General features: G+C 40.2%; 12 protein-coding genes and 1 pseudogene. 3 read left to right on the plus strand and 10 right to left on the minus strand.

The window, feature by feature from the left end:
* Positions 1 to 13: 13 nt before the first annotated feature.
* The 9 genes from I1H34_RS31305 to I1H34_RS31345 form a co-directional block, all read right to left on the minus strand.
* Positions 14 to 1,357: an HlyD family secretion protein gene (locus I1H34_RS31305; protein WP_249370342.1), complete on the minus strand. Its 1,344-nt coding sequence runs from the start codon at positions 1,355 to 1,357 to the stop codon at positions 14 to 16.
* Positions 1,357 to 1,635 carry a hypothetical protein gene (locus I1H34_RS31310; RefSeq protein ID WP_212667199.1) on the minus strand — a complete coding sequence of 93 codons (279 nt, stop codon included), beginning with the start codon at positions 1,633 to 1,635 and terminating at the stop codon, positions 1,357 to 1,359. Before I1H34_RS31310 ends, I1H34_RS31305 begins: the two co-directional genes overlap by 1 nt.
* Before the next feature lie 202 nt (positions 1,636 to 1,837).
* Positions 1,838 to 2,086: a hypothetical protein gene (locus I1H34_RS31315; RefSeq protein WP_212667200.1), complete on the minus strand. Its 249-nt coding sequence runs from the start codon at positions 2,084 to 2,086 to the stop codon at positions 1,838 to 1,840.
* A gap of 256 nt (positions 2,087 to 2,342) precedes the next feature.
* On the minus strand, positions 2,343 to 2,564 hold the full coding sequence (locus tag I1H34_RS31320; RefSeq protein ID WP_212667201.1) for a hypothetical protein: 222 nt from the start codon (positions 2,562 to 2,564) through the stop codon (positions 2,343 to 2,345).
* 129 nt (positions 2,565 to 2,693) lie between these two features.
* On the minus strand, positions 2,694 to 2,915 hold the full coding sequence (locus tag I1H34_RS31325) for a hypothetical protein (RefSeq protein ID WP_212667202.1): 222 nt from the start codon (positions 2,913 to 2,915) through the stop codon (positions 2,694 to 2,696).
* Positions 2,916 to 3,044: 129 nt separating this feature from the next.
* On the minus strand, positions 3,045 to 3,266 hold the full coding sequence (locus I1H34_RS31330) for a CTB family bacteriocin (RefSeq protein ID WP_212667203.1): 222 nt from the start codon (positions 3,264 to 3,266) through the stop codon (positions 3,045 to 3,047).
* A 2,009-nt stretch (positions 3,267 to 5,275) separates the two neighbouring features.
* Positions 5,276 to 6,448 carry a transposase gene (locus tag I1H34_RS31335; protein WP_212667204.1) on the minus strand — a complete coding sequence of 391 codons (1,173 nt, stop codon included), beginning with the start codon at positions 6,446 to 6,448 and terminating at the stop codon, positions 5,276 to 5,278.
* 174 nt (positions 6,449 to 6,622) lie between these two features.
* On the minus strand, positions 6,623 to 7,315 hold the full coding sequence (locus I1H34_RS31340) for a WecB/TagA/CpsF family glycosyltransferase (RefSeq protein ID WP_315874918.1): 693 nt from the start codon (positions 7,313 to 7,315) through the stop codon (positions 6,623 to 6,625).
* Positions 7,316 to 7,906: 591 nt separating this feature from the next.
* Entirely contained in the window at positions 7,907 to 8,158 is a 252-nt protein-coding gene (locus tag I1H34_RS31345) for an RNA recognition motif domain-containing protein (RefSeq protein WP_212666952.1), read from the minus strand.
* Between the two features lie 470 nt (positions 8,159 to 8,628).
* Here I1H34_RS31345 and I1H34_RS31350 point away from each other — a divergent pair, with 470 nt between their 5' ends.
* The 3 genes and pseudogenes from I1H34_RS31350 to I1H34_RS31355 all read left to right on the plus strand — a co-directional run bounded on the left by I1H34_RS31350 (position 8,629) and on the right by I1H34_RS31355 (position 12,666).
* Positions 8,629 to 9,306, plus strand: a complete 678-nt coding sequence (locus I1H34_RS31350; protein WP_212667206.1) for a CBS domain-containing protein — start codon at positions 8,629 to 8,631, stop codon at positions 9,304 to 9,306.
* Positions 9,307 to 9,354: 48 nt separating this feature from the next.
* A pseudogene (locus tag I1H34_RS33210) lies at positions 9,355 to 9,465 on the plus strand (CBS domain-containing protein); the annotation flags it as partial.
* A gap of 39 nt (positions 9,466 to 9,504) precedes the next feature.
* The gene (locus tag I1H34_RS31355) at positions 9,505 to 12,666 is read left to right on the plus strand and encodes a PAS domain S-box protein (protein ID WP_396124671.1); all 3,162 of its coding nucleotides are present in this window, start codon (positions 9,505 to 9,507) and stop codon (positions 12,664 to 12,666) included.
* A 21-nt stretch (positions 12,667 to 12,687) separates the two neighbouring features.
* On the opposite strand, the gene I1H34_RS31360 is transcribed toward I1H34_RS31355, so the two are convergent.
* Positions 12,688 to 13,077, minus strand: coding sequence for a response regulator (locus tag I1H34_RS31360; RefSeq protein ID WP_212667208.1), 390 nt, complete (start codon positions 13,075 to 13,077; stop codon positions 12,688 to 12,690).
* Between the last annotated feature and the right edge of the window lie 134 nt (positions 13,078 to 13,211).

Below are 13,211 nucleotides of genomic sequence, written 5' to 3' on the forward strand. Positions count from 1 at the left end.
ATTCGTGAATAAGTTAGAAATTAGATATTAATCGTGCTTTTTTGAGGACAAACTGGAGGACGGTTTCTTGGCGAGAGATAATATCAGCTCGTCCTTCCATCCCGAATTGCAAACGACACCAGCGCTGTTGATTTCCCATATATAGAGACCGTGGCAGAACTATGACCTCATAAAAGGTTGGGCTAGCAGCAGGAGCCACAGTTTCACCTACTGAAATTGCATCAGGGGATACAGCCTTAACGGTTCCATGCAAGATTCCGTAGTCAGTATAGGGGCAGGCTGAGACTCGCATTTGCACAGCTTGTCCCTTTTTAACCTGATTAATATCCTGGGCACTCACTTTTACTTTGATAATTACTGGAGCTTTTCGGGGGGCAATTTGAGTGATCGCTGCCCCTTGTTGTACCACTTGTCCAGGATTACGAAGATTCAGTTGTAAAACGGTGCCATCGATAGGAGCTTGAATATGAGTTCCTCGTAGTTCACTATTAATTTGCTCTAGCTCCTTTTGAGTACGCTGCAACTGATTCTGAGATTCTATACGAGTTCGCATTAGCTGCTCTCTCTGTTGATTTAAGCCTGCGATAGTAACATTTCCTCTAGCTTTTTCTTGAGAGATTTGCTCTAACGCTTTGTTAATCGTGGCATTAGTAGGATTTAAGGCTACTTTGACTCGCTTTAATCTAGCAGCTGCAGCTTTTAAAGAAGCTCTTTTCTCTTGAACTTGCAGTTTAGCGATTGCACCCGATTTTTCCAGCTCTTTGAAGCGTTGATATGCTTCATCGGCTAAATCATAGCCTGCTTGAGTTTCTTCTAAGTCAGCTTCAGTACTAATCTGTAAATCCTTATAGCGACGCCAATTCTCAGCCAAATTAGCTTCAGCCGCCGCAATAGAACGTGTAACCAACCATGACTCAGCAATAATCTGATTATCTAAAGCTCTTAATTGAGCATTGATCTGATACCGTTGAAGGGTTATGGAGCGAATGTCACCTTGGAGCTGGCTTTTTCGATTTTGTAAGCTAGTGTCATCCAATCGTGCGATTATATCTCCCTTTTTGACGGCCTTGTTTTCCTCTACATTTATATTCGTAACCGTACCTTCAATACTACTTTGAACTATACTCAAGCCACCCGCAGGACGGATTTTTGCAGGTGCCTTAACGGTAATGCTGAATTTGATAACAGAGGATAGTGCTACAGCAATACCAAATACAAGAATAAGAATCATTCCACCCAGTGAGACCCATGGACTAATAGAGGGTAAAAATTCATCTTCCTGAACAAAATGTAGCTGCTCTGGCTGCAAAATACTCATGTGAATACAAAATTCCAGAAAAGTGTATTTATAAAACATTAAATTAGAGTAGCTATACTTTGCTGAGCAATTGCTGAAGCTGAATTATTTTCTCCAATCGCAAAAGCTAAATTTACTTGAACAGCATTATTGATAACAACATCAGTCGAGAAATCTTGTGTAGTAATATTTTCATTAAATGGTTTCTGGTTGATAAAAGGTTTAAAAAGATAGCTAAAATATGAGTTAATACTAGTATTAAATCCGCCAATTATACATTCTTGTTTTGTTTCATCTAAATCAGAAAACAGCTGAGATTTATGATTTCGAGACATCATCGAACTGACCTCATAACAGAACCTAAAAATAGATAATGGTATAAATATGATCATGGCAATAGTATTTGAACTCATTTATAGCTAAAGAAAAATGAATAGCTCTAGCTATGTCTACTTTTAATGCAGATGAGTTCTCGCTGATATAAGACAATTTTAAAATAAAAGTACATCCAAATATAGCGAGAACTAATATATAAACAAGTTATGTAATGATTGTTCTTGATTGACTTACTGATGAATTCGCTGAGCTATTTTCACCTACTTCTTTAACTTCATTTTTTTGAACATAAGTACTACCACCATTTCCAAATAATGAAGAGAGCACAGAATTTTTGGGAAATAGGTTGTCAAGATCTAAGTCATCGATCTGGATACTTCCCCCAGATATATATTCTTGCTGCTTCTCTCCTAAACTTATAAAAAGTTTTTCTTGTATAGGGTTATGAAACATGATGAGTTCACCTCAAAAAAATCTAAAGAGAGTTTGAAACACTTAAACTCTCTTTAGAAAAACTACCTTATTAGATCTCTTACAAAATTCTTTTTTTATGATCATAGGCTTGCCAAAATAAGTCTTTGCTGCTTTTCAGCATTTATATCTATGGACAAACCATTGATGATATAGATTTCAGAAAATTCTCCTAATATCTTGTGAGATGAATTTTGCAAGAGATCTATTAAGTATCTCTAGAAATTGCTCAACATTACTAGGAAAAAGATAAAACGGTAAGAGCTTGCTTCGCTGCAGCCCCTGATGAATTATTTTTACCAATTGATAGAGCTGCATTAGTTTGATAGGTATCATCAACATCAATATCTGTTGAGAAATCCTGCTCTAAATAATTACGACTAAATAGTTCAGGGCCAAAGGAACCCCCAGAAATTAACTCTTGTTGGTCATCATTCAGCTCTACAAATAAATTAGACATAGTTATGTGCCTCACTTGTATATATCATAGAAAAAACTTAAAGCTTAGGCTGAAAACTAGATAACGATTCATCTCTTCCTTGATGCCTATTACTAGGAAGAAAATGTCAGTCTATCTCTCACAGCTATCTTAGGAAAAAGATAAAACAGTAAGATCTTGCATAGCAAATGCATCTGACCTATTATTTTTACCAATTGATAGAGCTGCATTAGTTTGATAGGTATCATCAACATCAATATCTGTTGAGAAATCCTGCTCTAAATAATTACGACTAAATAGTTCAGGGCCAAAGGAACCCCCAGAAATTAACTCTTGTTGGTCATCATTCAGCTCTACAAATAAATTAGACATAGTTATGTGCCTCACTTGTATATATCATAGAAAAAACTTAAAGCTTAGGCTGAAAACTAGATAACGATTCATCTCTTCCTTGATGCCTATTACTAGGAAGAAAATGTCAGTCTATCTCTCACAGCTATCTTAGGAAAAAGATAAAACAGTAAGATCTTGCTTCGCTGCAGCCCCTGATGAATTATTTTTACCAATTGATAGAGCTGCATTAGTTTGATAGGTATCATCAACATCAATATCTGTTGAGAAGTCCTGCTCTAAATAATTATAACTAAATAGTTCAGGACCAAAGAAACCACCAGAAACTAGCTCTTGTTGGTTATCACTCAGTTCTACAAATAAATTAGACATAGTTATGTACCTCTAGAAAATGATAGCGAAACTAGTTTTATCTGAAATAAATCTAGCTTCTAAAACAGTTGATATCGAAAATATTTTAATTTGATGAACACTTGTAATCTGCTTTTTTGTTTATATCTCTACTAATAGTATCAAAACAAAATTATTGCAAGCATTATGTAAATATATTAATTTTAATAATCCAAGAAGTAAATAATTCATTTTCTATTTTTGGTCAACTATCAAATTTATTTATTTAATAAAATGCACTAAAAAATTAATAAGAATATCAAGTTATCCTGAACATGATAAGTTCCTTATTCTTAAGAGATAATATGGTTATAAGTTGACTTTATAGACCATATCTCTAGTAGATATTTTGCATGTCTGCTTAATTTAAATTTGAATCATAATAGAATATTTTGAATCTAAACTACAAGGATTAGAGTTTTCTGAATCTTTGTCTCAATCTACCAAAACTTAAGATTTTTCACAGCTAAAATTTTCTTAATCAAATCTATTAATACTCCAAAGAAGCATAAATACTTCGTACCATAGCGATATTTAGTTCTCTTGATAGGTGATAACAACTTCGGTACATAAATTTATCATCTACTAAGTTTTCTCATGATTTATTGATTCATATTTTCAATATCTAATCAAGTTCTCTAGAAGATATTGCCTTGTGGTATTTTTTTTCAGAAAAGATGAAATTCTCGTGGATTTTATCGTGGAGAGCAATCTGAACTCGCAGTCTTTCCTTAAGTAAGATGTTCTTGGTATTGAGCATCTTGAATTCTGTTCTTCAGTCGCTCGAATTTCTTAGCTCACAAAGTCATAGGCACGCATATTCAAGGAAATGCTAGCTAAACTAATTGTTGATACCCACGAACCAATCACCAGAACAAATAGCATAAAAAAGTGCAGTCACCTCTTATTTTAGAAAGCAATTTCAAGAAATATGTGACTAGGGATGTTGGTAGCAAAGGAACAATAATTTACGCTTAGAATCTAATCTAAATCTTCTGTTTCCATTAAATCTTTTTGGTAGAAGAAGTCTGAAACTCTTGCTATTCTATTCTTTTTTGTAGCAGTTAATCTTAAGTCTAATCAGTACAGTTGTTGAAGTGAAAAAGATGGCTTCTGTAACCTATTATATATCGAGCTTTTAGGCTTAGTATACGTTACTGCTCTATTGCTACTCAACTCCTAAATCATTTTCCAATAGAGAAAAATATATAAGGGAATAAAAGTAGAGCTGACAAACTAATGAAAACAAAGCGATCGCATTTCAGCCAATCGTCGAAGATATCGAACTAGATCTTCTCTTGGGAATGTCCAAGTGCAATTTTCATAGTAAATCTCCATATGAATTCAAAACTACATATAAACTATGAGAATTTTTAAGTTCCTCTGTGGTCTTTATTCTGCTAGTTGAGTGTTTTCTTGAATTCATCCAAACAAAAGCGAATTATCAAAGGTTTAGTTATTTTCAGTAACAACTGTATTAGCTCAAAAAATAAGCTTTACTGCAAGAACTAGAATGCTTAAAAACTAACCTCAGAAAAGTTCTAATTTATCTAACTAATTAGACAATGATTCATTCATAACAAGTGAGAAAAGTATGTTCTTTTGATAGCAGCACCCTTAGACTTGACAGTAACTTTAGTTCGGCAAAACTCGTTTTTTTAGCACTGAGAAGGCTTGCTTTTTTAACTTAGAGCAATGATGAAAAATTTAATACTGTGAGCGAGATTTAGTAAATATCAGCCTCCGATTTTATGCAAGATATAACTGCTCAACAATGTGGGCAAAATAGGTTGCTGTTGCCAAAGTCAACTTGTCTTCATAATGTATTTGAATAACAATGACAGTTAGCTATAAATACATTAAGGATGCTTATTAGACTAACTCTCATTCACTATGTATTTCTGCCATCATAGGTTTAAATATTGAGGAACTCGTGATGAGTGGTGGAACTCTGTTAGCTGACTGCCTGACAGATCTTCGCCTTCCCCTGCTCATAAAGCCTTGCACTGTAAAGAGCGGATGCGAGAGAACCAGATTTTGTTGTAGTGTTTCTTTTGAGCTTTTTTAGACGCAAAACACGGTTGTGGATCATGGCAGAGCAAGGGGACTGGCATCAACAACTCCCGTCCTTTATGGACGACTCCCTTGAGCCATCGCAATCCAATTTTGAGATAACTAATGCCTCGTCGCCAATGTGGGTCAACCTGTTGGCGCAGCCCTTTAATGTGAACAGCCATCCCATGAGTCGTGCTGAATAGCAGTGCCACAGCAGCAACCAGATAAAGTCTCTCCAATCCATCAGCACAACGAATTTTCGACTCTTCTAGCTCAAACACTCCAGACTTACTATCGAGAAATAATTCTTCGACCCGAAACCTCAAAGCGTATTGCCACAAGGTCTGTAGCGTGGGTGATTCATCTGTAATCACCGCCCATGGTTCTTTCACTCCTCGGATATTAGCCAACACCAGATTGCACCGATAGATGCCATCTTCCCAAAGCCCTACATTGCGGTAGAGGACTGCTGCTCCTTTGGATGGCCACAATTGTCGGACTTCTCTTGGACATTGACGTGGACCATGGAGAAGGACATCACAAGGGACACGCAGACAGTAATGCCAATGGCTCTGTTGTAACCAGCTCATCAGTTGATGGTTCGCAAACCCACGATCTGCTAACACCATGACATCTGGATGCTGCCGCAATAACCAACGGGCCTGGCGCAATAGCGGTTGATATTCCTCAAAAGCGACAGCTGCACTCTTGTGCTCTAATACTTTCCACAACAACGGTACTGCTCTGCCACAGCAGACGACGGATAGATGAATCATGCAATATTCATTCCATAACACCGTTGTATCCATTGCCAGGTATAGACGATGAGAGTGCCAGTTCTTAAGGGCTAGCAGGACTAGAGGTACATATAGCTTGTTAATATCAATGCGTTGATTGGCTATAAATCGTTGCCACCGACGCTCGACACTTTGGGCTTTTCTGGCTCGGCAGGGAACATAGGATTCCCAGGCAGATAAGCTTAAGCGTTCACTACAGATTAACGCGCTTACCATCCAGCCCAGAGCAATGAGATGGCGCAAATCTCGATAATGGCTGTGTTGACGTAAAAAGGAAAACAGTTGACGATAAATTTGGGTGGGGCCTGACATTTGAATAACGCTGATTTGTGATTAAATCTAGCCTCACATGTCTCTCCACTCTTTTCTCATAAACTATGTAAATAAAGGCTTTGACCTACTTCTGTCAGGCAATCAGCTCTGTTAGTTTTATAAAGGTATGGAGACGATTTCTAAAATTGAGCAACATGATATATTAAATCTCTCCTAAATAAGCGTTGTAGCATAGCGTTCCCAAAGTCTCTTGGGTTCTTGAATTAATCGAAAAAACCATTCAAGACCTATTTGCCTTATCCATCTCGGTGCCCGACGATGTAATCCGGCATAGACTGGAAAAGCCCCCCCTAATCCAATCATTACAGCTTCAATCTGATTTTTGTGGGCTGCCATCCAGTATTCTTGCTTAGGACAGCCCAGAGCAATCATCACCAATCCTGCTTCACTCGCATTTATCCGCTGAATCAAGGCCTGATCTTCTTCTGGAGTTAAAGGTTGAAAATGTAAAGGTTCCATTGCAGCAATGACTAAATCAGGAAACTCTTTCTCCAATCGAATTCTCATATTCTGGAGAATTGCAGATATCGAACCTAAGAAAAATACACTAATATTCTCCTCAGAAGCCTTCTGACAAAGGGTATACATCAGATCTAAGCCGGCTACACTATCTTGAGATTTTACTCCTATTAACTTCAGCATCAACGCCAGTAGCATTCCGTCTGGTGTCACCACATCTGCATTCTGCAACACTTCACAAAAGCTAGGTTTTTGATAGGCTTCCACCAGCATGTGGGTATTAGCAACACAGACAACCTTACTTTTACGTTCTCTAGACCAGCCTAAGATGACATTGATTAGGGCATCAAGCGGCGCAGCCGTGATTTGAGAACCAATAATATTCAAGCGAGGAGATTCATTTGCAACGGTGAATAACCTTAGAATAGATTTTCTAGTTAGCATTTGTATCGACTCCAGCCATACATAACTTGATAGCTTTCAAATGAGTTGATCACAAGATTTACCTTTAAATAAATAGGAATAAATTTGATTCAGAATTAACTTAAAGATACTTGTCCAGCCAGCAAAATAAGCTTTTTTATAAAATAGTGATTTAGCCAAAAAGTGTCTAGTAAGTCATGCTATTGAATCATTAAGGCATTGTTGTGTTGAGGCGTGATAGGAACTTCAAACCTAAACCTTGAAATTTTTTTAAGTATTTATGCTTAAAAATAGCTGGAGCATTCCAGTAAAGAGTCTCACAGATTTATCACTCCTTAAGAGAATAGTGCCAATCAATGATGATAAGTATTAAGAGCTAAATTAGTGATTTTAGTGTTACTAGTTATCGTTAAATTATAGACCTCAACGTCTTTTAAGTAAGTTGAGAGGCTTTTATTAAGCCTCTCAATACTCAACTCTACCTACTGAGCATTTCACAATTTTGCTAAGTTAATACTCGAAGTGTTACCAAGTAGACATACTGCCACGATTCGTCTAACGAGTTCCCTTGGGTTTTGCTTTATTCACTTTGAGATTACGTTTCATCACCTCGGTTCCATCCAGCGCTGTAATGGCAGCCTCTTCCTCGCTATTAGCTTTCATTTCCACAAAAGCGAAACCTCTGGGACGACTTGTTTCACGGTCTGTGGGAATATTGACCCTTGTTACCGTTCCATATTCTGAAAAGACAGTATTGACGTCTGCTTCAGTCATGTTAAAGGATAGGTTGCCCACATAAATTGACATAATTAATTTTCCCAAGATAAAAAGTGATTTTGTAAAGCATTGCTATATCTAGTCTTGAAGAATTTTACTCGTTCATCATTACTCACCTATCTAGGATGTTGAACTATGGTTAATTTCTTCTTCTGAAGATATAACTAAGTTGTGAGGAAATTGTGAGAATCAGTAGCTAATTTATCTATCTCTTAGGAAGGAGATCTTAGTTGAATGAACTTGTATCTAACCAGCCTTAATGCTCTGTATTGTGAATATTTCGTTCAAAACACTTTAATACATTAGCAAGGCTATACAATCCTTATTAAAAGATGCAAAGGAGTATCTACTGAAATCTATGAGGATTAATCAATAAACTCTTCGATCGTATTTATATACTTGGCTCTTAGATACACTCGAAAAATCTAATTTCTAACTTGAACTTCTTTCTAAGGCTTATATCTGCTTTCATTAAGATGTCCACTTAGCTATTCATAGTTATGCGGCAAGTCTCAGCATTTGCGTTAGATCAGGCGCTCGATCTCCTTTCACTTAGTGTTGCGCCACATACGCCTTTGCCTGAAGCGATTTGCCAAATGGGTCAGACCTCGATTTGTGGTCATCTCCCTGCAACAGAGGAGGCAGAGCTTCAGCATCCATTATTGGCTGAGCAGCATACTAGTTGTGTTCTCGTGTTGGACGATTCTCAGCTAGTCGGCATCCTGACTCAGCGGGATATCGTCAGATTGATCGCAGAACATCAATCTCTAGCTGAACTAGCCGTTGAGGATGTTATGTCTCAGCCAGTCATCACCTTGAAAGCAGAGGACAACCTGGATATCTTCTCGGTGTTAAATCTGATGCGCCATCATCAAATTCGCCATTTACCCATGGTGGATAATCAGGGGGAGATTCTAGGAGTACTGACACCGAGACGACTACGTAGTCTTCTAGAACCTGCTGATTTGATGAAAATGCGTCAAGTTCATGAAGTCATGACCTCGACTGTTATTCACGCTGTATCCACAGATCCTGTGCAGCAAATTATCCAGATGATGGTGGAGCATCAAGCCAGTTGTTTGGTGATTGTTGAAACCATCGCAGGACCGACTAAACCTCTCTGCCCATTGGGATTCTTACTGAGCGAGATATTATCAAGTGCCAGCAACAGGAGCTGAATTTGGAGCGTACTCAAGCCCAGGATGTGATGAGTACCCCCTCTTTCTTGTGAGCCGGAAGACTCACTGTGGACGGCACATATACGGATGGAGCACCATAAGGTACGACATCTCGTTGTGGCCGATCTTCAAGGGGAATTAAAGGGGATTGTTACACAGAGCCACCTCCTGCCGAGGGATCAAGAGGAGATTAGTGAGGTGCTGGAACTGCTGCAGCAACAGGTTCAAGATTTGCAAACAGAGTATGCCAAACTGCAGCAAAAGCGAACAGATGATTTAGTCCGGGAAGCCAATGTCCAAAAGGGCGTTAGAAAGCATCTTGACTCAAAACTTCGGGATGCCAATCAGCGCTTGACCTTTCACGTAGATAACTCTCCCCTTGCTGTCGTTGAGTGGGATTCTCAATTCCGAGTGCAGCGCTGGTCACAGCAGTCAGAGAATATCTTTGGTTGGAGTGCCTCAGAAGTCTTGGGTAAACACTGGACGGACTGGCATTTTGTGCTTGAAGCGGACTTAGAGGCGGTCATGGAAGTCACGGGTGAGCTATTGACAGGTCATGCGCCACGAAATATTAGCCAGAGCCGTAACTATACCAAAGAGGGCTTGGTCATTGATTGTGAATGGTATCACTCTGCTCTCCTAGACGACTCAGATAATCTCATCAGTATTTTATCGCTCGCTCAAGATGTGACTACTCGCAAGCAGCTGAAGAAAGCACAGCAGGTTAGCAAAGAACGCTTGCAGTTAGCACTTGAAGGCTCTGGGGATGGGCTGTGGGATTGGGATATCACCTCAGATGAGGTTTATTTAAGTCCCCAATGGTTAGCAATGCTGGGTTATGAAGTGAATGAACTCCCCGGACATGTCAGCACCTGGGAGAACCTGATCCATCCAAAAGATAAACCTTGGGTGATGGAACTTTTGGAGGCGCACCTTCAGGATGGAGAGGTTCCTTATACCTTTGACTATCGAATGCGGACCCAGTCAGGCGAATGGAAATGGATTGCCAATTATGGCAAAGTCGTGGTCCGCGATCCCGATGGCACACCACTAAGGATGTCAGGAACCCACAAAGATATTAGCGAGCGCAAAAAAATCGAGGAGACTTTATGGGAAAGTGAAGAACGTTATGCTTTGGCTGTCAGAGGGTCTCAAGATGGTTTGTGGGATTGGGATATCCACACAAACGCCGTCTACTTATCCCCTCGGTTCAAGGAAATCATGGGATATCAGGATCATGAGTTGGCTAGCGAGTTTAAAGCCTGGGAGTCACAGATACATCCAGAAGACCACGATCTGGTTCTAGCCAAGATTGAGGACCATCTTAAGTCTCATCTTCCTTACGATATTGAGTACCGTTTACGTACCAAACAAGGCGACTATCTCTGGGTTCATGCCCGAGGTCAAGCCATTTGGAACAAAGATGGAGTTCCTCTGCGCATGGCAGGATCCATCAGCGATATCAGCGAGCGCAAGCACACTGAAGTTGCTTTGCGGCGACAGGCATTAATCTTCCAGAGCATTAAGGATGGTGTGATTCTAACTGATTCAGCAGGTTGCATCATTGATTGGAATCCGGCAGCAGAAACGATATTCGGCTATACCAAAGCCGAGGTATTAGGCCAGACACCAGATATACTCCATCAACCTGGAGAATCTGTAACTCTAACTCAACAAATTATTGATGACATGAAACGTGAGGGGCAGTGGTCGGGTGAGATCGCCTTTGTTCGCAAAAATGGCACAATAGGCTTGTGCGAAACGGTTGTTGTCCCCCTCTTGGATCAGAACGGTCAGTTCGTGGCAACCATCGGACTCAACCATGACATCACTGAACGACAGAAGGCAGAAAAGCAAATTCATGAGCAGGCTGCTCTGCTGAATATCACTACAGATGCGACGATGGTCCGCAGTTTAGATCACAAAATCTTATTCTGGAATCAAGGGGCTGAAAGACTCTATGGATGGCAGGCAAAAGACGTCTTAGGGCGAAATGTCAATGACCTTTTGTACCCGGAATCTTTGACACAGCTTGAGGACATTCAGAATGCACTACGTGAGAACGGTACATGGCAGGGAGAGTTGCAGCAAGTAACCCATAGTGGCCAGGAGATAGTTGTGGATAGTCGCTGGACCTTAATGCAAGATGACAATAGACAGCCATCCTCAATCCTGGTTGTGAACACCGATATTACTGAGAAAAAACAATTGGAAGCGCAATATCTGCGTGCTCAGCGACTAGAGAGCATTGGCACTCTTGCTGGAGGTATTGCCCACGACCTTAACAATATTTTGACTCCAATTGTCGGTATTGCTGGACTGTTGCCGCTCAAAATCCCCCATCTTGATGAACAGAGCCAGCATCTCATTGAGATGATGCAGATCAGTGCCCATCGAGGAGCTGATTTAGTCCAGCAAGTCTTGTCCTTCTCGCGTGGAATCGAAAATAAACGCATAACATTGCAAGTCGGGCATCTGCTCTCAGAAGTCAAAGACTTTGCCGAAAAAACCTTTCCTAAGAACATCAAGCTGCACATCAATCTCCCTAGTGACCTAGGCATGGTCAGCGGTGATGCGACTCAATTACATCAGATGCTTATGAATCTCTGCGTCAATGCCCATGATTCTATGCCTCATGGAGGAACCCTAAGCTTCTCTGCTGAAAACTTTCTCATTGATGAGAACTACGCCCAAATGCTTCTAGAGGCCCAGGTCGGTCCTTATATAATTCTCTCAGTTGCAGATACTGGTGTTGGCATGGCAGCAGAAACATTGGAACGCATTTTCGATCCCTTTTTCACGACGAAAGAGGTGGGCTCAGGCACGGGACTGGGACTATCTACGCTTATGGGTATTGTCAAGAGCCATGGAGGGTTTGTAAAGGTAGATAGCCAGTTGGGGAGTGGGACTCAATTTTCGGTGTATTTGCCCGTAGTAGAGGACAATAACACCGCTCAAACGGAAGCTCTTGAGCACGTCAATGGCCTGGGAGAATTGATTTTGGTTGTAGATGACGAAGCCCCGATTCGTGAAATTGCGAAGGCGACATTGGAAGCCTACAACTATAAGGTGATTACAGCTCAAACTGGCATTGAGGCGATTGCTCAATACGTCCAGCATCAAGATGATATCGATGCAGTCTTGATGGATATGATGATGCCTGAGATGGATGGTACCACTGCAATTCAGACACTGAAAGCTTTGGACCCACAGGTCAAGATTATTGTTGCTACTGGCTTAGTGAGTAAGGAACAAAACCCTACTGATATTGATCTAAAAAGTGATGCCTTGCTATCAAAGCCCTATACGGCTGAGACATTGTTGAACACTTTGAAAGGGGTGTTTAATCACACTCCATGACAATGCATTCCCCTACAGCTTTCAGTCAGCCCAATCCAAAGCGGCTGAGATTTGATGGGCTAGTGTCAAAACATCAAACGGTTTTGTAATGATTGCCTGAACACCTAAACCAGCATATTGGTGTTGTTTAGCGAGGTCGGGTCTCCCAGTGAGAAAAACAATAGGAATATTTTGGGTGGTGGGGATTTTTTTCAGCTCAAGTAAGGTCTCCATGCCCGTCATTAAGGGCATTTTCAGGTCTAGGAGAATCGCATCAGGCGGTTGAGCTATCGCCATAGTTAGCCCTTCAGAACCACTTAGAGCACCCAAGACTTGCCAACCCGCTGTCGTTTCTAGAGCAACTCGGATGACATATACTGTACAAACATCATCATCAATGCAAAGTAGCGTCTTGGGTTGGATGATAGACATGGATTCAGTTCGTCTTGCATCAATATACAGAGCAGTTGTCTGCTAGCGAAACATCTGCTCTGTATATTGGTAAACTCACCATACAGATGCATTCAGTGTTTTAGTCAATTTCGGTGATAACAACTCTAACCAAA

The sequence above is a fragment of the Acaryochloris marina S15 genome (assembly GCF_018336915.1).
In the GTDB taxonomy this organism is placed as follows: Bacteria; Cyanobacteriota; Cyanobacteriia; order Thermosynechococcales; family Thermosynechococcaceae; genus Acaryochloris; species Acaryochloris marina_A.